The sequence below is a fragment of the Ignavibacteria bacterium genome (genome assembly GCA_017303675.1).
Taxonomy (GTDB): Bacteria; Bacteroidota; Ignavibacteria; order Tepidaquicellales; family OLB5; genus OLB5.
On record JAFLBX010000001.1, the window covers coordinates 1,360,337 to 1,382,446 of the forward strand.

A 22,110-nucleotide genomic window follows, 5' to 3' on the forward strand; every position below is an offset into this window, starting at 1 on the left:
TTACCTCATTTTATTAAAACCATCTTCTTTGTTTCTGTGAAATTACCCGCACTTAACCTGTAGAAATAAACTCCGCTTGGGAAGTTTGATGCGTTCCAGTCGGCTTTGTAAATGCCGGACTTTAGTTCACCGTTATGCAGTGTCTCAACAACTCTTCCCATTGCATCGTAGATTGTGAGGTTGACAAACACACCCCGTCCTTCGGACACCCCTCTCAAGAGGGGAATACTGAATTCGAAATTTGTTGTTGGGTTGAATGGATTGGGGTAATTCTGTGTTAAAGAAAATCTTTCCGGTACTTCGCTGCTAATAGGTTCAATTCCGATAGGGTCGCCGCCTGTTGTAGTATATAAAATTTTTCCTGCTCCGCCGACTATAACACCTGTGAGCGGGGAAGTTAGCTGAACGCCGAACCATGTGGTATTGCTTACCGGTGAAGCCTGCTGGTACCAAAGATCTCCGCCATTTGTTGTGCGCAGTATTACAGAAGAATACCCGACTGCATTTCCTGTCATAGCGTTTGCAAATGAAATTCCGTTGAGAGTGTTTGCAACAGGGGTGGTTTGCGGGATCCAGCTTATACCGCCATCAATAGTTTTAAGAATTGTACCATTGGAACCTGAAACATAACCAGTATTATTATCCACAAATGAAATACCATACAAGTCAGCGGTTGTACCGCTTGAAAGATTATTAAATGTCGCTCCGGCATCTGTTGTATAAAGCATCAGCCCGTAAAATCCAAGAACAATGGCTCTATCACCTCCGATAAATTTAACGGTGTTCAGGCTTACCTGCGGTGCACCTGATACCTGAACCCAGGTCTGCCCGCCATTGGTCGTTCTAAGCAGTGTGCCAACATATCCGCTTATAAGGCCGGTATTAGCATCTTTAAAGCTTACTGAATAATATGGAATAAAATTAGAGCCTCCCTGCTGAGACCATGAACCGCCTGTATTGGTTGTTCGCAGAATTTTCTGCGGATAACCAACGGCGCTTGCTGTATTGTTATCTATCATGTGAATACCGCCGAGCCAGTAAGTATTGTTCTGGTTGACCTGGCTCCACGTTAAGCCGCCATTAACGGTTTTGAGAATTCTTCCGGCTTCACCGCATGCCATGCCGGTATTGATATCGGAAAATGATACACCGTAAATTATATCTGTATGACCTGAAGGTCTGACCTGCCATTGTGAAAATATTACTGCAGGCATAATTAATAGAAAAAGAATTATTTTTTTCATAGCTGATAAATTGATTATTCCCTGTATCTAAAAATAATACAATTTATTTGGAATTTATAAGTGAAATTTTATCAATACCTTAAAATATGCAGAAAAAGGGCAAAAAATGCAAAAGGCAGAATCATTTTCTGCCTTTTGCGGGGGATATGTAACTGTTTCCTCTAATTGAGAAACAACATCCTTGATTAAAATTTGTCTGTTACTTAACCAGTATCAGCTTCATTGTTTTACTGAATGAATTTCCATCGTTTGAATTAGCTACCAGTCTGTAGAAGTATACTCCGCTTGAAAGATTTGCACCATTAAAATCTGCAGTGTAAAATCCGCCATCAAGCTCTTTATCTACCAATGAAGCTACTTCTTTACCGGTTATATCATAAACCTTCAATGTAACTTTTGAGCTGAAAGGTATCTGGAAATCAACCTTTGAGGTCGGGTTTGATGGATTAGGATAATTCTGGAAAAGGTCCGCAGCTTTTGGTGTACCTATTAATACTTCTGAAGGAGAGCCCAGGTCATGATATTCAAAGTTACCGTTGAAATCAACCTGTTTTAACCTGTACTGGTATTTTCCTGTGTTAAGCTTGGTATCAGAATACCTGTAGCTTTGCTGCTGGGTAGTTGTTCCTTTACCCTGAACAAAACCGATCTTTGACCATGAGCTGTAATCTGATGAAGCCGGGTTATAAGCTCTTCTTTCAATTTCAAATCCACTGTTATTAATTTCTGAACATGTTGTCCATAAAAGATCAGCCTGCCTGTTTATTACATTTGCAGTAAAAGAGCACAGCTCAACCGGCAGGGGATTGGTATGATCTGTTAAAGCATAATCAGAAAAGCTGTTCATTCCTCTTGTTCTGATAATTTCTGAAGCCCAGTCAAGCTCAGTCTGCCATGTTCCGGTTCCCGGTGTTGAAAACACTTCCCAGGTTCCGTTATATTTTGCAAGCCTTGTATTGGATGACGGGGTAGAAATTGTGTAAATTTCGTTCTGTCCGAAGTTAACTGTAATGTTATAAGTTGCGCCGGTTAATGTACCTACCGGATTAATTGACCAGTATGAGTTAGAATATCCTCCGCCAACTACTCCTGAGTGGTTTACACCTGAATAATACTGTACGTTCACGCTTGAAGGATATGAAGAACCGCCGGTTCCCCAGTTAATTGTGATTATAGTTCTTCCCCAAAGAGTATAATTAGATGTCACTCCGCTTCCGGGAGCATTATCAACAGTAGCGCTTGGATTTGAAGGCGGTGTAGCAGTAAATTCATGGCTTCCGATATCAGTGCATCCGCCTGTTACATCAGTTGGTCTTGAATTTCCGCTGTAATCTGAACCGCTGCCGGAAATTGCTATTCCTTTACCGGAAACTATCCATGCCTGCCAGTTACCTGTATTTATTGAAAGATTTCCGGTTGAAACACTGTTGAATAAACCTGCCGGCGATATTACTGATGTTGTTGTGCTCCATGTGTGTTTATCGCCCAGGCATGAATCTCTCCATTGGTAGATTGTCTGGTTTGTAGCTCCCCAGATCGCAATGGCATTAACATTTGAAGCAATATAAACATTATAGTCAGCTGATGTATTAGTCCAGTTATCATAACCAACTTCATTACCAATGGCGTAATGGAATCCAGTGCCGCCTGTTCTTGCATTATAGAAAAGATTGTTTCTCAAGGCAGCATCTGTTGCCCATGCTAACAGAGGTCTGTCATATGCCCATGAGCCTGCTGAACCGCCGGAAGCTGACCCGCCGATATAAATTGTGTTGTAATAGTATGCACTTACAAATTCTGCTTCATCATGAATACCTTTAATTTCAACACCGTTAGTTGAAAAATCCTCTTCGGGAATGCTGTTCTTATCAATTGCTGTTTTTACCAGCTGCTGATCTTTTACGAAATTATTCGCAACTTCATCGCTGACCGGGCCAGATTGATCTGTATTGCCGGTTAATTGCCTTGGCTGAACAGTAACGCCTGAGTTATAACTATCTGAAGCTTCGCCGTTAGTTATGCTGATCTGGTTATTATAAATATTCCAGCTTCCCCAGAATGCATTTATACCCCAAATTTTTGCAGCACCAGTTGTTGATGAATGATTCAGGTTATAAATTCTGTTCTTTTCAAAAGTACCTTTAGCAACATTGCTGTAATACCCAAATCCCATTACATATGAATCTGAATTATCTGTACCATAAAGACTATGGATGGTATTTCCTGAAAAATTCTGTGTTGTGCTGCTTGAACCTGTAAATAAAGCTATTAATGAAGTATTATCAGGATACCTGTTATCGAATGTGCTGGCTGAGCTGGCACAATACAGGTTTGAAATAACATTATTATTCACAGAAAGTGATGGTGATGTACTTCTTGCCTGGTAAATACCTCTTATTCTTGATGAAGATGAATTGTTTGTAACCCTTAAGTTAGAAACAGTATTTGAATTCATTGTGATGAGCACACCTGTAGCCTGGGTGTGAATACCTGTCAGCTGAAATTCAAAAGTTGAGGAGGTTTGCTGCAAGCTGTTTGATTGTGTAGTGCTTCCTATGGTATTATTGTTTATTGTTATATCAGAAGAAAGTGTACCTGACCTGTATATAGCTTCAAGTCTTACGGTCTGATTATTATTACCCGCTAAAGTAATTGAGCCAATAGTGTTATTATTAATGTTTCCTGCTGAAGTATGAACAATTCCTCTGGTTATGATATTATCAACAGTACCATTTATTGTTAAGGTAATATTTCCGTTTGAAGTTGTATTGCCAATAATATTTCCTGATGAGGTACCAACATTCACAAGACCTGATTCAACAACTATGCCTGCAAAGTATAAAACGCCGTTTGAAGAAGGAGTTGTTGTGAAGCTTAAATTTCCCATTGTGTTTCCGTTCACTGATGATGCAGTAGTTGAACCGGCTGACTGGAAACGGATAAAGTAAATCGCGTTTGACTGTGAACCGGAAACCGTCCAGGCTGTACCGCCGCAGCTTGCTGCCGTTCCGCCTAAATAGTTATTGGAAACATTAATATTGTTTGCAGAAGAAGTGTTAATGTAAATCAAATTCCAAACAGTTGCGCTTGTGGGTGTTCTTGTTGCTGTCTGGAAAATGCTGTTTCCTGTTATTGTAAAATCTGTTGAACCGTTCAGCAAAAGCACAGCTGAGCATGTTTGCCCGTTACGGTAAACATCACTGATCTCATTATTGCTGATCGTAATTCCGCTGTTATTTCTGGCTGTGGTTGTAGTTGTTCCGTTGGATACAATTGCGTTCTGAAGAGTACCGCCTGATGCATCTTTTATAGTGCAATAAGAAATTGTGTTATTATCATTACCGTTTGAACCTGTAGTAGTGCTGAAATCAATAATACCGCTGGTTGAAGATACTCTCATACCGTCAACTGCGCAGTAAGTAATTGTATTGTTTGTGGCATCATTGATAAAGCGGAAGGTCTGTCCGCCGGTATTTGAATTTACGAACCTTAAATATCTTCCTGTTCCTCCTACGCGTCCGTCAATTGTAAGATTATCTGCGCCGTTTATATTGAAAAGCGGCGCGGCAACATTGCCTGATAAATTTTTTACAGAAGCGCTTGAAGATACTATGGTAATAGTATAAGCTCCGGCCCACTGATTAAGTGATACACTGCCTGATTCTGTAATATTAGAAGTTATTGAAAGTGTAACATTTCCGCTTAAGCCCCTGGTATTTACCGCATTGAAAAAGCCTGCAGCACCAGTCCCTGTAAGTGAAGTAAATGTTTGTCCCGTTCCGCAATTATAATTTCCGCTTAACGGCTGCGCAAGCGATAGACTTGTAAGTATCATCAATAAGAAGACACTGATTGTTACCCTAGTATAGGTAATCATAAATCCTCCAGTTTTTATTAATATATCCCCGTGACTCATTAATAATAGTTTTAGTTAATTAGATTTTCAAATTTAACTAATAGAATGTAGTTAGGTAATACCGTAAATATGGTAGTAGATATACTTTATTTAGAATACTAACAATACGTTATCAAAATTCCCTATTATAGTATAAATTACTGAAATACAGAATCTACTGTAAATAAGTGATTTTTATAAAATGTATATTGAAGAATTATCAATTTTTGAGTAATATTGTATTAGGAACTTATAACTTTTGTTAGCAATTTATCTATATTAGTGCTAAAAGATCATGGATGACCTATCCTATAGAGAAAAAGTAATATTACGCTGTATAATTGAAGAATTTATACATACAGCCAACCCTGTTGGCTCAAGGTATATTTCCAAAAATTCAGATATTAAGCTTTCGCCGGCAACAATAAGAAATGTGATGAGTGACCTGGAAGAATTAAATTATCTTACACACAATCATACTTCTGGCGGTAGAGTTCCGACCGATAAGGGTTACAGGTACTTTGTAAACGAGCTTATGGAAGCTGAACATCTTGTACAGAATGAAAAAGACCTGCTTACCTCACAGATAAGTGAAGCTGACCCGGTAAAGGATGAGGTATATAAAGAAGTATCAAAAATTCTAGGCAGGCTTTCAAAAGAAATAAGTATAGTCTCTCAGCCGTATTTATCAGGCGGAATTTTTGAAAAGCTTGAACTTGTAAATCTTTCTTCAACTAAGCTGCTGGTTGTGGTATCAATAAAATCGGGACTTGTAAGGACCCTGCTTTTTGATATTGAATCCGGAATTTCCCGGGATAAAATTGAAAGAGTAACAGGACTTCTGAATCAAAAGCTTGCCGGGTTATCATTGACCGAAATACGCAGCACTTTCAGGGAAAGATTCAAAGATATAGAAAGTGGTTCAGGGGATATTGTTAAGGTGTTTATAGATTCCATTGATAAGATATTCCAGGATGAAAAAGAAGGAATGACTTTATATATTGGCGGTACCACAGAGATCCTTTCGCAGCCTGAATTTGGCGATACAAAAAACTATAAAAATATAATTGAGCTTACCGATGAAAAGGATATTGTTGTGCATGTACTTAACAATATGCCGGCAGATGAAAAAGGAATTTCAATTTCTATAGGCTCTGAAAATAAGGATGAAAAACTGAAAGATTACAGTATTATTTCATCGGAATATAATGTGGGGGATGTTAAGGGAAGAATTGCTTTAATAGGCCCTAAACGAATGAACTATTCAAAAATGGTTTCAATGCTTGATTTTACATCAAAAATAATTACCGAAAGATTATAAAACGATTCACGCTGCATTTAACATTTTAGTGGAATAAGAATCTTAGAACGGAAAAAAGCTTACCGATAAATATGACAAAGAATAAAAAGGAAAAACAGGAAAAACCTTCAGAACAGCCGAAGGAAAAGGAAATTAAAATCAACGGGGCAGAAGAGCAGCCTGAAGAAAATTCAGGACCAGAAAGCGCTAATGCAGAGCTTGAAAAGCAGGCTGCGCAGTATAAAGACCTGTACTTAAGAACAGCTGCTGAGTTTGAAAACTATAAAAGAAGAACAGATGCAGAGCGCGCAGAATTTTTTGCTTACGCAGGAGAAAAAGTTCTTTCTGATATGCTTCCTGTTCTTGATGATTTTGACAGGACAATGAATTCATTTGAGCAAAGCCATGATAAGGATGCTTTAAAAAAAGGTATAGATCTGGTTTATGCCAAGTTCAGGGCTGTGCTTGAAAAACAGGGCTTAAAGCCAATGGATTCAGACGGCAAAAAATTTGACGTGAATCTGCATGAAGCTATATTACAGCAGCCTGATGAAACTAAAGAGCCTGAAACTGTTCTGACAACAGTAGAAAAGGGATATCACCTTAAGGATAAAGTTTTAAGGCATGCAAAGGTTGTAGTATCATCAAAACCGGAGTAAAATAATTTTGGCAAAAAGAGATTATTACGAAATACTGGGCGTTCATAAACAGGCAACTGAAATAGAAATTAAAACTTCATACAGGAAGCTTGCAATGAAGTATCACCCTGACAGGAATCCGGGTAATACTGAAGCAGAAGAAAAATTCAAAGAAGCCGCCGAAGCATACGAAGTTTTGAGTGACCCCAACAAACGCGCCAGGTATGACCAGTTTGGACATGCCGGTATGCGCGGAAGCGGATTTGAACAGGGCTTTGGCAATGTGAACGATATTTTCAGCCACTTCAGTGATATTTTCGGCGGCGGAAGCATCTTTGATGAGATATTCGGTTCCGGCGGACAAAGAAGGCACAGCGGAAGGCATAAACAGCCGGGTATCCAGGGCAATGACCTCAGAATTAATCTGAAGCTTACACTTGAAGAAATTGCAGCCGGTGTTGAAAAAACTCTGAAGGTAAAAAGATTTGAAAAGTGTGAGCACTGCCATGGTAGCGGGGCTAAAGCTTCATCAGGTACTTCTGAATGTACAACATGTAACGGCAGCGGAGAAGTGAGAACAGTATCACGTTCCATGTTCGGGCAGTTTGTGAACATTCAGGTATGTCCAACTTGCGGCGGCGAAGGAAGGGTCATAAAAGAAAAATGCCAGCATTGCCACGGCGAAGGAAGGGAACGCAGGGAAGCAACCATAAAAGTTAACATTCCGGCAGGAGTTTCCTCAGGTAACTATATTCCGCTGCGCGGTGAAGGAGATGCCGGTATCAGGGGCGGAAATTCAGGCGACCTGATTGTACTTATTGAAGAAGCAGAACATAAACATTTTATCCGTGAACAGGATGATATTCTTCTTGATCTGACTATAAGCATAACAGATGCTGTGCTTGGAACAGAAGCAGAGATCCCGGTGCTTGGCGGAACAGTAATGCTTAAAATAGATCCGGGCACCCAGCCGGGTAAAATATTACGTCTTCGTGATAAAGGTATTAAGCATCTTAACCATTCAGGCAAAGGCGATCAGCTGGTACATATCAACATTTACATTCCGACGAAATTAACTTCCAAAGAAAAAGATATGTTCAAAGAGCTTGGCCGCTCAGAGCATCTTAAGCCAAAAGGCAAGCAGTCTGAAAAAGGTTCAAAGGGATTTTTCAGTAAAGTAAAAGATTCATTTTCATAACTTTTCATTCCCCTTATGAAAAATCTATTAAAGCGGACCGGGCTTAACACAAAGGAACTTTCGGTAATAGGATTTTTACTGATCACATTTGCAGCAGGATTAGTAATAAAATACTCCGGATTAAAAGCGCCTAATGAATATGATTACAGCCAAACGGATAAAAATTTTGAAAGCCGGCTAAAAAGCTCATTTGAAGAGCTTAAACAGACTGATTCTTCGCGTGACAGTAGCGCTTTAATAAGGGCAGAGGAAATAAAATCACTTGCCGATAGCCTGGGAATTGTAGTAGAGCAAAATGATAAGAGCAAAAGATCTTTAAAGCCGGGCACAAGGATAAATATTAACACCTCACTTGCTGCAGAGCTTGAAATGCTTCCCGGAATTGGCAAGGTAATGGCTGAAAGGATAGTAGAATACAGGGAAACTCATGGGCTGTTTGGTTCAGTGAATGCAATTAAAAGGGTCCCCGGGATCGGAGAAAAAAAATTTGCCGATATAAAGGATTTTATAGTAACTGAATAAAACGGTAAATTTAAATTGATTGATTGCAACAACAATTACCCTTAATTTTGAAAAATTAAATATTATTAATTGAGCAAAACATTAGGAATAGGATTTTCCGGCAGCAGGATAAATTTTACGGAGTTATCGGGTAACTCAAAAAATCCGAAAGTTGACCATATTGAATCAGCCCGGGTGGATTTTAACTTTGAAGAAGAGCTGGGAAAATTTAAAAGCAGCCAGAAAGATCTTACGAACATTTCCAGTGAAATAAGCACATATATTACAAAAAGGAACCTGGATATAAAAAAGGCAGGGCTTACAATCAGCTCATCCCAGGCATTTATGATAATTCTGCCGGTAGATTATTCAGAAGGCAAACAGTCAATAAACTCAAAAATTTATTGGGAGCTTTCAAACTACTTCCCGGATACTTACAATGATTACCTGATAAATACATACAGGCTTAATAATGTGCTGCCCTGCAAAAACAGCGATGACTTCCTGATAATAGCAGTACCAAAAAATACAGTCGAGTTCATTAAACGTATATTCAAGATCTGTTCACTCGAGCTGAGCGTTATTGATATAGATCATTTTTCGGCGGAAAATACCATCAGGCTTAATTACGAAGAAAAGATGAAGGGTAAAAATATAATGCTTATAGGGCTTAAAAACGGGCGGATAGATTACGGCTTCATTGAAAATATGAAGTATAAATTCTATACTCATTCCAGGTATTACAACGATACTGAGTTTAATCTAAGCCTAACAAGAAAGCTTAACAGCCTGATAAAAGACGAGCCGGTAATGAGTACTACGGATGAGCTTTTCTTTTACGGGGATGACATAAAAGAAGATACAATAGAGGCTGTTGAAAAGCTTGGATACCCCGTAAACATAATTAATCCTTTTGAAAGCTTCAGCGCTTCTGATGTTTTCCTCAAGAATGAAAAGCTTCGCAAGATATCTTACAGGTATTCAGCAAGCTGCGGAATTGCATTAAGAAATATTGAACATACTTAAATGAGGATCATAGGCGGTAAGTTCAGATCGAGAAAAGTTCATTCAGCCCACGAACCAAACAGCTGTATTAAAGGAAATATTTCGGGTTACAGACCCACAACAGACAGAGCAAGAGAAACCCTTTTTAATGTTTTAAATAATATAATTGATTTTGATAAGACCGTTTGTCTGGATCTTTTTGCAGGCTCAGGAGCAATTGGGTTTGAGCTTATCAGCCGCGGAGCAGAAAGCTGTGATATGGTTGAAAATTCAGTTAAACAGGTAAACAATATCAAAAAAACAGCAATGGAGCTTGGATGCGCTGAAAAAATCAGCATTTATGAAGAGAATGTTCTGACATTTTTAAAGCGCCACAATAATAAGTTTTACGATATAATTTTTGCTGACCCGCCGTATAATTACGAATTCTACAATGAGCTGACCAAAGAAATACTGAACACTCAGTTTACAATTTTTATCCTGGAACATGCCGGCGAAAGCGCCGGTATGTTTAACCTGAATGATTTTGAAGTAAAACACAGAAATGTGGGAATGACGAATTTTACAATTCTAATTAAAAAAGAGCAATGAGCAAACCAAATACTGCAGAAAGTCTGATATCAGTTTACCCCGGAACTTTTGATCCTTTAACTTACGGACACCTGGATGTTATTGAAAGGGCGGCAAAGTTATTCAGCACTGTAATAATTGCTGCAGCTGAAAGCACTTCAAAGAACACAGTTCTGGATATTAATGAGAGGATCTCTGTAATTGAAGGTTCAGTAAAGCATATTTCAAACTGCAGGGTAGAAAAATTCAGCGGTTTGCTGGTTGATTTTGCAAAACAGAAAAATGCTTCTGTATTGATCCGCGGGTTAAGGGCTGTATCAGATTTTGAATATGAGTTTCAGATGGCATTGACCAACAGAAAAATTTCGCCTGAAACTGAAACAGTTTTCCTGATGCCTTCAGAAAAATATTCTTACATAAGCTCAACACTTGTCAGGGAAATTGCCAGGTTTGGCGGTGATATTACTGATTTTGTGCCGGCTCCGGCATTAAAGATGATGCAAAGTAAGTTTAAAAAGTGATATTGGTGAGGACCCTTCGACAAGCTCAGGGTGAGGACCCTTCGACAAGCTCAGGGTGAGGACCCTTCGACAAAGTTTATCCCGCAAGGTTTTTTCCGGGACTCAGGGCGACAGAGTAACTACCCTGCGATATATTAAGTGTGAGGACAATCAATAGATTTGTTACAGTTTCTTTTTAAAAAAATCTGATGTTGTATCGATCACTTCTTCAAAAGCATTTGTTGTACCTTTAAATGGATGTTCCACACCGAAAGTATGTCCGGTATTTTCTAGATTTTTTAATTCCGTTTTCTGTTTATCTGATGCTGCGAATAATTTTTCAGCGTCTGTGAATTTAACAGCAAGGTCTTCTTTGCCGTGAATGATGAGCCAGGGAATTTGCAGCTTTGCTGCTGCATTAACAATGCTTAGTCTTTCTGAATTATTTTCTATATCATCAAGAAGAGATATATTCATTCTCATCATCTGGTTGGTTCTTGTATTGGGAATTTCTATGAACCCTTTTTCACGCCAGCGTTTTTTCTGCTCTGCGGTATAACGGTCAAAATCACCAACAGCAGCCAGTGTAACAAGTGCTTTAATGCCCGGATGTTCAGCTGCAGCTACTACTGAAAGCCCTCCGCCGCGAGAGTGTCCAATAAGCCCCATTTTATCAATATCAAATTTACCGGGATATTTTTCTGATAGCTGCGGCAGAAAATTTATAACCGCATCCAGGTCGCTTAATTCTATAGAGTGGGTATTTTCGGCAAACAGATCAAGCCTTGTAAACTCCATTGGCGCAGTTGCTTCAACGCCATTATGTGAGAAATTAAAGCTCAATACAGCAAAACCCTGTTCAGCCAGTTTTTCACAAAAATACGGAAAACCGCCCCAGTCTTTGAATCCTTTAAAGCCATGTGCGAAAATTAATAATGGCAAACCGTTATAGATATTAGTATTTATTATATCGCCAAAATATAGTGAAGAGTTAATTAATCCGTAATCTCCGGGAATTTTCAGGTCATTAATTAATTTTATCATGAATTTAAGTAAAAATTAAAAAATCTTAAATTTTTTAGGTATTGTTATTCAATAATGTTAAAAATTTAATAAAATCGCAATGTTTTCTTAGAAAAATATTAATTTTGGCTTGTTTTAGAAGCTCAAAATAGATATTATGCTGTATTCAATTAACTAAATTTCATAATTTACGGAGAAATATGAAGAAATTTAATTCCGCTTTAGGTGTTTTTATGCTGGCTATTATGCTGTTTGCAGGCAGTGTTAATGCTCAGTTAAGACTTTCAGGAAACCAGACAGACAATAATAATTATATTGAACCTGTTAACTTCCTCCCAAATTCAGTTTTATTCAACCAGATGGATTCAGTTGGTGGTACAGGTACCGCTTCACAGCAGTTCCCTGACTTCTCAAACAACGTTATTGAATCTGCTGAAGATTTTATCGTTCCTGCCGGCGTAAGCTGGAGAATTGACAGTATCGATGTTGGCGGCCAGTGGAGCATTGCAGGTCCAATGGTAACAATAAGATATAACATTTATTCAGATTCAGGTAATGCAGGTATCAGACCCGGAACATTATTATTCGCAGATTCAATGATCGTTCCTATCACTGCATTGAACAATGCAAGTCCTACTTTCAGACTGCCAACACCGCGTACATTAACAGGCGGAGCTAGCGGAACAAAATACTGGATCTCAGTTATGACAGTTCATTCATTTGCAGCAACAGGGCAGTGGTTCTGGTCAACAAGACGCACAAGATTATCACCATGTGTATTAAGAGATCCGGGTAACCTGCTTGCAGGCGGAACTGCATGGAGAATTACAACAACAACACCTAACCAGGGCGTACAGATAAGATTAAGAGGCGAAGTTTTAACTCCCCCGGCTCCGGGACCGCAGACAACTATTTGCAGAAGCGTAAACTTACCAATTAATGACAACCAGTGGACCAGGGATTCAATCCAGGTTCTTCTTGGTTCAGGTTGCGTTATCACAGATGTAAATGTAAGAATTGATACAGTTATACATACTTGGGATGCTGATCTTTCATTCTACTTAAACAAAGGCGCAGTTACATCATTACTTATTAATAAAAGAGGCTCTTCAGGTGATAACTTCATCGGAACTATACTTAATGATTCAGCAGCAAATCCAATTTCAGGCGGTACAGCTCCTTTCACAGGATCATTCAGACCTGAAACCCCGCTTGCACCGTTCAACTTCGGCGCTGGCCAGGGCGATGGTTACTGGAGACTTTCAATCAGTGATACAGCAAATGGCGATACCGGTGCTTTAAGAAGATGGTGTCTGGTTATTTCCTATACCTGTCCAACAGGCGGAATTCAGACCGTAGAGATCCCGAATTACTACAGCTTAAGCCAGAACTATCCGAATCCGTTCAACCCCTCAACATCAATTAAGTTCACAATGCCTAAAGGCGATAACGTGAAATTAGTTGTATTTGATGTATTGGGCAGAGAAGTAACAACTTTGGTAAATGAATTCAGAAATTCAGGAACATATGAAGTTAATTTTGATGCATCAATGTTTTCATCAGGCGTTTACTTCTACAGAATTGACACAGGTGAGTTTACTGATACAAAGAGAATGCTTTTAGTGAAATAATTTTCTGCAAAAAATTATTTGTTTTACAAAAAACCCGGGTTAGTTATAACCCGGGGTTTTTTATTTATCTAAATTTCCTTTTCAGGCATGAATCATTAATGAATTATACCGATTTCAATCTGAAGCTAGAAAAGTAACGTATTTAACGTAATTGTTTTAAGGATAGAGGAAATTTTCTTAATTGCATTTAATAGATACCACAAATATTTTGTTGAGAGTCTAACGTTTAAAGAGGAATAGCTGCAGAATATTTTTTTAATTAGACTTTTATAAAAATTATAAATATATGCGGGAAAACAGCAAAAATAGTGTTTGGAAATGATATTATAAGAATTTTAGTTTGCAAAGATGCTTAAAAAAATTTTAAAAGACAATAGCCCAAACTACCATTTATCAAAAATTTCACTTGACATCTCAATTTTAATTTAATATTATGCAATATTCAATTAACTATTTTTTAACAAACGGAGAACATAAAATGAAGAATCGGTTATTATTCTTTTTTTCAGTTATCGTTGTTTTTGCGGTAGTTCTCGGCTTTTATTATGGCGGAGATAACCGTAATGATTCAGCTCCTTTAACAGGTAACACTGTTACAGTTGAAGGTGATATGGTAGGCGGATGGTCAGCTGGCGCTAACATCCCTTCAAGCCATACATTCGGAGCTGCAGGCACATTTGTAAGAAATGATACTGCATGGCTGTTCTGCTACTCAAACAGTCCCGCTTCAACACTTCTTCAGAGATATAATTCCAGAACCAACACTTGGTCAACAATGGCTCCTGCTCCAAATACACTTGACAGAGCAGCAGGCGTGGTTCTTGGCGATACTCTTTATATTTTCGGCGGAGCAAACGCAAGCAGCGTTTACCAGTCATCAGTAATGAGATATCACATTCCTTCAAACACATGGTCAGCAGGTAACCCGATGCCGGTTGCAAAAGGCTGGGGAAAAGCTGTTGCTTACCAGGATAGCTTGATATTTATTGCCGGCGGTTATGACGGAACCAATGTTGCCAATACACCGCTTCTTTATAACAGGATAACAGGCCAGTACAGAAACTGTACAAACATGCCCGGAACAAGGTTCGGAGGCGGTTTTGCAGTAACAGGCGATACTTTAGTATATATCGGCGGAGCTGATGCAACATTACTGTATAACCAGACATATGTTGGTGTTATCAGCCAGTCAAACAGAAGCACAATTACCTGGACAACAGGTATTCCTGCTCCTGCACCGTTCTCACCGGCTATCTTCAGAACAGATGCAATGAACTGGGGATGCAGAGGCGTTATATTAGTACACGGAAGTACAACAACAGCATTTACAGGCGTTAACGGCTGCGCAGTTTACAGCCCGGGCGCAAACACGTATACCCCACAGGCTAACATGTTAACCGGCGCTTTATATGCAGGTGTTGGAAGCGCAAGATTTACAGGCAATATTTACAGGCTTTTTGTTGCAGGCGGTTATAACAACGCTTATTTAACTAACACACAGATCTTCACAGATACTCTTTGCCCCGCACCGCCTCCGGGACCGCAGACAACGATCTGCAGAAGCGTAAATCTGCCAATAATTGATAATGCATGGACAAGAGATTCAATCCAGGTAACTTTAGGTTCAGGCTGCGTTATCACAGATGTAAATGTAAGAATTGATACAGTTATTCATACATGGGATTCTGACCTTTCATTCTATTTAAACAAAGGCGCAGTATCATCATTAATAATAGATAACGTTGGAAGCTCCGGCGATAATTTCATTGGTACCGTTCTTAACGATTCAGCATCAACACCAATTGCATCAGGAACAGCTCCTTTCACAGGACAGTTCAGACCTTCTAACCCGCTTGCACCATTCAATTTCGGCGCTGGCCAGGGCGATGGTTACTGGAGACTTTCTATCAGTGATACAGCAAACGGTGATACAGGTTCATTAAGAAGATGGTGTTTGGTTATTTCCTATAACTGCCCGGTAGGCGGAATTCAGACTGTTGAAATCCCGAACTACTACAGTTTAAGCCAGAACTATCCGAATCCGTTCAACCCGTCAACATCAATTAAGTTCACAATGCCCCAGGGCGATAACGTGAAATTAGTTATATTTGATATTCTCGGAAGAGAAGTTAAAACTCTGGTAAATGAATTCAGAAATTCAGGTACCTACGAAGTTAATTTTGACGCTTCACTTCTTGCATCGGGTGTTTATTTCTACAGGCTTGAAGCCGGTGAGTTCACCGATACAAAGAGAATGTTACTCGTAAAATAATCATAACTGAAAAGTTCTGATCATTTAAAAATTTCAAAACCCGGAAATAGAAATATTTCCGGGTTTTTTATTAACCTGTTTTCATAAAAAGTAAATTTTTAAATTGAAAATAGTATAAAATATCCATAACCTTGTATTATATGAAACAGCTAACTATCCTTTTTTTATTACTATCAGGCTTAATATTCAGCGCATTTTCGCAGGAAAACCCTATTTTTATCGGATCCAAAACCGGTTTACAGGAAAACAGGAATTTATCATTCAACCCCGGTGATACGAACCTGTATGTAAACGGAGTATGGAGCAGGCTGAATGATATGCCGCAATCATTACTTGGAACAAATACATATTATGATTCTCTATCAGGACGGATATTAATTTGCGGCGGTTCAAATTCATCGGGAGTTCCGACTGATACATGCCGGTGGTATGATCTGAACAGCGGTACATATACACAGGCAGCTTCGCTGCCGGAGCCCAGATGGTCAGGTAAGCTGGTAAAAGTAAAGGATGCACTTTATCTTGTTGGCTCAATTGATTCAACCTTTACATCTGCAGACGGACTGATATTTAAATTTTCACTCTTAACCGGCACATGGTCAATAGCAGATACTTTACCGGCGCCGTTTGTTCACGAAGCTGCTGTGAGTGTTATCAATGACAGTCTTATTGCTGTTATCGGCGGCTCAGTATCCGGATTTTCAGGGGCAATAAACCTGGTTCGAATTTATAATCCTGCTTTCAATACATGGATCAATTCAAATGTTTATCCCATAAATATCACAACTGCGCATTCAGAGTTCAACAAAACAGAATTTGATACTTCGCTTTTTGTAGCCGGCGGTTACAGTGCCGGTTTTGTAAATTCTGTTTTTAAAGGAAATGTGAATTTATACAGCGCAGATACTATTAAAATTACCTGGCAGCTTTTTTCCAATTTACCGTTCAGCGTGCCTGTTTACCGGGTTTGCGGAGCCAGGTGGCAGGATTTTATGCTGATAGGTCCGGGGATGAACGGTTCTGCTTCTGTGAATGAGATATGGGGATTAAGGTTTCAGGATACTATAGGGGTGTGGACCGGATTTCTTCCGGTTTCAGGAGATACTACGGCTAATATATCATCGTTTGCACCGGTAACAGGTTTAGACTCGAATTATTTTTATTTATTTGGCGGGTTTAAAAATCCCAATGCGCTTAATATAGCGCAGAAATATTCTTTTATTACCCCGCCGCCAATTGGCATAAATAACATATCATCAAATATTCCGTCAGAGTTCAGGCTTTACCAGAATTATCCAAACCCGTTCAATCCGGTTACAAAAGTAAGATTTGATTATGTTAAAACGGATGATAACAATATTAGCTTTGATGTATTTGATATTACAGGCAGGCAGGTATATTCATACAAATTTACAGCTCTTAGCAGCGGAACATATGAACTTGAGTTTGACGGTAAAGATCTTGCAAGCGGTTTGTATATTTACAGAATAAGTAATAATGTACATTCTATTGCAAAAAAGATGATATTATTAAAATAATAGCGTTTACAGTTAACTAATACCCTTATTGATTTAACCTCTTTAATTACCTATTTTAAGGTATAGAAAATTACAATTCAAATTTTCCAGGGGGTGGAATCATGAAAAAATATATTTCTCTTTTTCTTCTATTATCCACAGTTTCAATCCTTTCTCAAAGACAGCCAAATCAGTGGTGCGGGAATTTTCCGGTAATGCCCGGAACGGGTACTATCTGGGGCCACGCCTCGGTTGTATTAGGCGATACAATTTATGTAGCGGGCGGCTCATCATCAGGAGCGCCAACAACAAATTTTTATAAATATTCAATCAGCTCAAATGTTTGGACAGTTGGAGCAGGAACGCCGGTTGCAAAATCAGGAGGTGATCTTGTTGCCTGCAGAAACAAAATATACTATATAGGTGGCGGTAATACGGCAATTGCCACAGGAACATCAGAAACTTTTGTCTACGATCCGGCAACAGGAATTTGGTCAGCACTTGCTGATATTCCCACACCGGTCACAGGTAATGTAGCTGAGTGTTACAGGGATAGTTTAATATACAGCATGATGGGTGGATGGAATACCTATGAAACACTTATACAGGTCTATAATGTAAATACAAATACCTGGTCACAGGCAACACAGATTACTTCAGGCAACGGCAGGCGCAGCTTTGCAGGCGGAATTTTAGGCAATAAGCTGTTTGTTTGCGCCGGTTTTTCAGGTTCATTCAGGAATGATTTCTGGGTGGGAACGATCAATCCTTCCAACCCGCTTCAGATAACCTGGCAGCAAAGAACAAACATAGCTGTTGCTACAAGCAGGCCCGGCGGTACAGCCATTTTAGGAAAATTTTATGTTGTTATGGGAGAAATTAACGGAGGTTCAGGCAATGATTCAGTTGCTGTTTGGGATACAACAACATCAGCATGGACTTACAGAGACGGCAAACCAAACAGGACAAATAATTTAAGCGGGTCTATTTCTGCAAGTATTACATATTGCCAGGGAGTGCCCGGCGTTAAGATATGGTGCGCAGGAGGTTCGATCCAGGGACAGGTTTCAAGACCCCTTGATGTTTTCGCAGATACATGCCTGCTTTACTGTACGGGTCCTTTAACAGGCATTGGCAATTCAAACATACCGGTAGAGTACAGCCTGAGGCAGAATTATCCTAATCCGTTCAACCCTCAAACAACTATTTCTTTTGATATCCTTAAAAGCGGGAATGTTAAGTTAACCGTAACTGATATGTTAGGTAAAGAGCTTCAGATATTGAAAAACGAATACTTTACATCAGGCAGGCATGAAGTAGTTTTTGACGGCAGTAACATGGCAAGCGGGGTATATTTCTATAAGATTGAAACTGGGGAATTTTCAGACTCAAAAAAAATGGTCCTAATTAAGTAAATTTAATGAATTTATTTTTTACAGCTAACCTAATCACGTGATTGTATCACTAGTATTGAGTAATTAAATTTACTACAGTTAGGGGGTAATTATTTAAATAATTACTTAAAAAAGGAATAATTGTATGAAAGTATTAATTACATCAATAGTATTTATTTTGTTTGTCTCATATATACCTGCACAAAACCAGGATTATGATGAGAACTATACTTCAGGTTCGTTTTATGTACCTGAACCCACCCCATACAATTTATCGGGAAACTGGTCAACATTGCCAAATTCACCGAATGCACTTTCAAGGAGCTGCTGCGCATATGTAGAAATAGCAGGAGTTCCGTATTTATATCAGTTTGGCGGCGGCAACAGCTCAAACGATATGAGAAGGGTTGCAAGGTTAAATCTATCAACAAACTCATGGCAGAATAATTATTCCACAATGCCGCACCAGATATCTTCTGGAACAGCAGTAACTGTAAGCGGCGGATCATACATTTATGTGTTTGGAGGCAATTCATCAAGCGGTTTGGGTAAAACTCTTAAGTATGATGTTATTAACAATTCATGGCAAACAATGGCAGATATGCCAACAAAGATCACCGATGCGCTTGTATTAAAACACAGCGAAAGCTATATTTTTGTGATTGGCGGCGGTGATGGTTATTTTGGAACAAATTCGTTAAAGACAAATAAAGTCCAGATATATAATGTAGCATCCAATTCCTACACTAACAGCAATGACCTTCCGTTACCAAATGCAATGCTGGGCGGCGGAATTTACAGGGATACAATAATTACAGTTGGCGGATATACCACAGGGGGTGTTGCGCTGGCTAACTGTTATAAAGGTGTTATAAACCCAACAACTATGGGAATTACCTGGACTCAAATTGCAAACTACCCTGCCGGTCCGATAACAAGAATGGCATCGTATATAGGTGTTAAATCAACCGGAGTTGGCGTAATGTGCACAGGCGGCGCTATTGGCGGTTCAGTTCCTACATCACAGACACATTTTTATAATTTTTGTACACAATCATGGCAGCCGGGTTTACCGGATAATTCCCAGGCAAGATCCAATTACAAAGCCTGCGGAAAAGGTTATGACCAGATATACATGGTTGGCGGATATACAACAAACCAGAATTCCAATAAAGCTGAATCATTTTATTTTACTTTTATTGAAGGTCCGTGTATGAATATGGTTGGAATTAATAACAGCGGTTCGTTGATACCGGAAAAATTTGAGCTTAAACAGAATTATCCTAACCCGTTTAATCCTGAAACAAAGATCGGGTTTTCTCTGCCAAATGCTTCAACGGTAAAAATAACTGTGACTGATATCAGCGGAAAAACCGTTAATGAACCGGTGAACGGATTTTATCCAAGCGGAAATCATACAATAACATTTTCAGGCAGTGAGCTGGCAAGCGGAATTTATTTTTACACAATAAACGCCGGAAGTTTTACACAAACCAGGAAAATGCTGCTGATTAAGTAAATAATTTAAATAAATTTACAAAAAAAGCTCTAAAATTAAGTAATTTTAGGGCTTTTTTATTGTTTATTTGTATTGTTATAAACAGCAAAAAATATTATTATACCTGCTATAAATCACATTTTAAGGAGCAATAAATGAAAGTAATTTATTTACTTTTTCTTTTTTTAATACTTTTTTTTAATTCTGTTATACAGGCACAAACTTATACAAATGCCGGACCACAGCTGGGTCTTGGACACATGTACCAAAGCGGATTTAACGGCGGCGGTATAAGCTTTGTTGATTACGATCTGGACTCATACGACGATATATTTTCAACCAGCAGTTCAGGACAAACAATTGTTGCCTACAGAAATAACATTGTAAATTTTACAGATGTAACAAATTCATTTGGCTTCACAGAGGCTTCTGAATCAAAGGCAACACTTGTATGTGACTATGATAATGATGGTGACAGGGATATTTTATGCATTCACTTTACGGGTATTCTGAAGTTTTATAAAAACAACAACGGCACTTACCAGGATTTCACATCATCTGCGGGAATTACTTCTGACTCGCTGCACGCAACTACAGCAATCTGGTTCGACTACGACCGTGACGGATTCCTTGATCTTTATATAGGCGTTTATACCGGTTTTGGCAATAACATCCCAAAGCCCAATAAACTTTACAGAAATAACGGCAACGGAACATTCCAGGATGTAAGCGCTGCTGCTAATATGGAAAATTCAGGCAATAAGGTTCTTGCAATGATAGCCATTGATTATAATAATGATAACTGGCCTGATGTTTATATTGCCTCAGACAGAAGATACGGCAATACTCTGCTTAAGAATAACGGCAACGGTACATTCAGCAATGTAAGCCAGCAGAGCGGAACTTTTCTTGAGCTGGATGCGATGGGACTTTCCATTACTGATTTTGATAATAACGGCTATTTTGATATTTATGTATCAAATGGTGAAGAAGGTAATGCATTCCTTAAGAACAACGGTAACGGTACTTTTACAGAAGTAGCCGGTACTTATAATATGAGCGTTAACAGGATCTGCTGGGGGAATAATTTTTTTGATTACGATAATGACGGTGATGACGATCTTTATATAGCCGTATCAGGCGGGCCAATTGACAGGTATAATGTATTATTCCGGAACAACGGGAACAGTACATTTACACAGCTAACCAACATTGGCCTGGTTAATGATAATTTCCAGAGTTACGGAAGCGCTGCAGGAGATGTAAATAATGACGGTTATATTGATATGGTATCAATGAATACCGGGGATCCTGTTAGCCTGATGAAAAGCAGCGGAGGCAGTAATAAATGGGTTAAAATAAAGCTGCAGGGCACATACAGCAACAGGGAAGGTATTGGTGCGCTGATGGAAGTTTACAGAGGTATTAATAAATACAAAAGATACGTAACATGCGGCCAGAGTTACTGTTCGCAGAATTCGATGGTGCAGACTATGGGTGCAGGTAATTCATCGGTCATAGATTCTATAAGAGTACTTTGGCCAAGCGGTATTATGCAGACTGTACATAATATTCCTGTAAATAATGTTACTACAATTACCGAAGCAGGTGTTATCGGGATAAACGGGAACAATACTATACTGCCTGCAGAATTCAGCTTATCACAGAACTATCCAAATCCATTTAATCCTTCGACAATTATTGAATATTCTGTCACTAAAAGCACCAATGTAAGCATCAAGCTTTATAATATACTCGGTATTGAAGTGAAGGAGCTTGTAAATGAATACAAAACAGCAGGAAACTACAGATATGATATAAATGAAAAGGTTACCTCCGGATTATCATCAGGAATATATTATTATAAAATGAGAGCCGGTGAATTTTCAGACACTAAAAAAATGATATTAATAAAATAAAAAGT

Annotated in this window: 16 protein-coding genes; 13 read left to right on the forward strand and 3 right to left on the reverse strand. The window is 38.8% G+C overall.

What is annotated here, in order from left to right; genetic code table 11:
• Positions 1-5 precede the first annotated feature (5 nt).
• Positions 6-1,244, reverse strand: coding sequence for a T9SS type A sorting domain-containing protein (locus tag J0M37_06155; protein ID MBN8584663.1), 1,239 nt, complete (start codon positions 1,242-1,244; stop codon positions 6-8).
• Between the two features lie 199 nt (positions 1,245-1,443).
• The gene (locus J0M37_06160; protein MBN8584664.1) at positions 1,444-5,121 is read right to left on the reverse strand and encodes a T9SS type A sorting domain-containing protein; all 3,678 of its coding nucleotides are present in this window, start codon (positions 5,119-5,121) and stop codon (positions 1,444-1,446) included.
• Positions 5,122-5,434: 313 nt separating this feature from the next.
• On the opposite strand from J0M37_06160, the gene hrcA reads away from it, so the two are divergent.
• The 7 genes from hrcA (at position 5,435) to coaD (ending at position 10,872) form a co-directional block, all read left to right on the forward strand.
• Positions 5,435-6,460 (forward strand): heat-inducible transcription repressor HrcA, encoded by a 1,026-nt coding sequence (gene hrcA / locus J0M37_06165; GenBank protein ID MBN8584665.1) that lies wholly within the window; start codon positions 5,435-5,437, stop codon positions 6,458-6,460.
• Positions 6,461-6,531: 71 nt separating this feature from the next.
• On the forward strand, positions 6,532-7,098 hold the full coding sequence (gene grpE / locus J0M37_06170) for a nucleotide exchange factor GrpE (GenBank protein ID MBN8584666.1): 567 nt from the start codon (positions 6,532-6,534) through the stop codon (positions 7,096-7,098).
• A 7-nt stretch (positions 7,099-7,105) separates the two neighbouring features.
• Positions 7,106-8,275 carry a molecular chaperone DnaJ gene (gene dnaJ, locus J0M37_06175; GenBank protein MBN8584667.1) on the forward strand — a complete coding sequence of 390 codons (1,170 nt, stop codon included), beginning with the start codon at positions 7,106-7,108 and terminating at the stop codon, positions 8,273-8,275.
• Positions 8,276-8,290: 15 nt separating this feature from the next.
• Positions 8,291-8,797 (forward strand): helix-hairpin-helix domain-containing protein, encoded by a 507-nt coding sequence (locus tag J0M37_06180; protein MBN8584668.1) that lies wholly within the window; start codon positions 8,291-8,293, stop codon positions 8,795-8,797.
• Positions 8,798-8,866: 69 nt separating this feature from the next.
• On the forward strand, positions 8,867-9,802 hold the full coding sequence (gene pilM / locus J0M37_06185; protein ID MBN8584669.1) for a pilus assembly protein PilM: 936 nt from the start codon (positions 8,867-8,869) through the stop codon (positions 9,800-9,802).
• Entirely contained in the window at positions 9,803-10,372 is a 570-nt protein-coding gene (locus J0M37_06190; GenBank protein ID MBN8584670.1) for an RsmD family RNA methyltransferase, read from the forward strand.
• Positions 10,369-10,872: a pantetheine-phosphate adenylyltransferase gene (gene coaD, locus J0M37_06195; GenBank protein MBN8584671.1), complete on the forward strand. Its 504-nt coding sequence runs from the start codon at positions 10,369-10,371 to the stop codon at positions 10,870-10,872. The genes J0M37_06190 and coaD overlap by 4 nt, the downstream gene beginning before the upstream one ends.
• 162 nt (positions 10,873-11,034) lie before the next feature.
• On the opposite strand, the gene J0M37_06200 is transcribed toward coaD, so the two are convergent.
• Positions 11,035-11,895: an alpha/beta fold hydrolase gene (locus J0M37_06200; protein ID MBN8584672.1), complete on the reverse strand. Its 861-nt coding sequence runs from the start codon at positions 11,893-11,895 to the stop codon at positions 11,035-11,037.
• Between the two features lie 179 nt (positions 11,896-12,074).
• Between J0M37_06200 and J0M37_06205 the strand changes: the two genes are divergently transcribed.
• The 6 genes from J0M37_06205 to J0M37_06230 all read left to right on the forward strand — a co-directional run bounded on the left by J0M37_06205 (position 12,075) and on the right by J0M37_06230 (position 22,105).
• On the forward strand, positions 12,075-13,505 hold the full coding sequence (locus J0M37_06205) for a T9SS type A sorting domain-containing protein (protein ID MBN8584673.1): 1,431 nt from the start codon (positions 12,075-12,077) through the stop codon (positions 13,503-13,505).
• Positions 13,506-13,983: 478 nt separating this feature from the next.
• Positions 13,984-15,777: a T9SS type A sorting domain-containing protein gene (locus J0M37_06210; GenBank protein MBN8584674.1), complete on the forward strand. Its 1,794-nt coding sequence runs from the start codon at positions 13,984-13,986 to the stop codon at positions 15,775-15,777.
• Between the two features lie 140 nt (positions 15,778-15,917).
• Positions 15,918-17,315 (forward strand): T9SS type A sorting domain-containing protein, encoded by a 1,398-nt coding sequence (locus J0M37_06215; protein MBN8584675.1) that lies wholly within the window; start codon positions 15,918-15,920, stop codon positions 17,313-17,315.
• Between the two features lie 101 nt (positions 17,316-17,416).
• Positions 17,417-18,709 (forward strand): T9SS type A sorting domain-containing protein, encoded by a 1,293-nt coding sequence (locus J0M37_06220; protein ID MBN8584676.1) that lies wholly within the window; start codon positions 17,417-17,419, stop codon positions 18,707-18,709.
• A 124-nt stretch (positions 18,710-18,833) separates the two neighbouring features.
• Complete coding sequence (locus tag J0M37_06225; GenBank protein ID MBN8584677.1) at positions 18,834-20,207, forward strand: T9SS type A sorting domain-containing protein; 1,374 nt, start codon at positions 18,834-18,836, stop codon at positions 20,205-20,207.
• Between the two features lie 134 nt (positions 20,208-20,341).
• Positions 20,342-22,105 carry a VCBS repeat-containing protein gene (locus J0M37_06230; protein MBN8584678.1) on the forward strand — a complete coding sequence of 588 codons (1,764 nt, stop codon included), beginning with the start codon at positions 20,342-20,344 and terminating at the stop codon, positions 22,103-22,105.
• Positions 22,106-22,110: the final 5 nt, after the last annotated feature.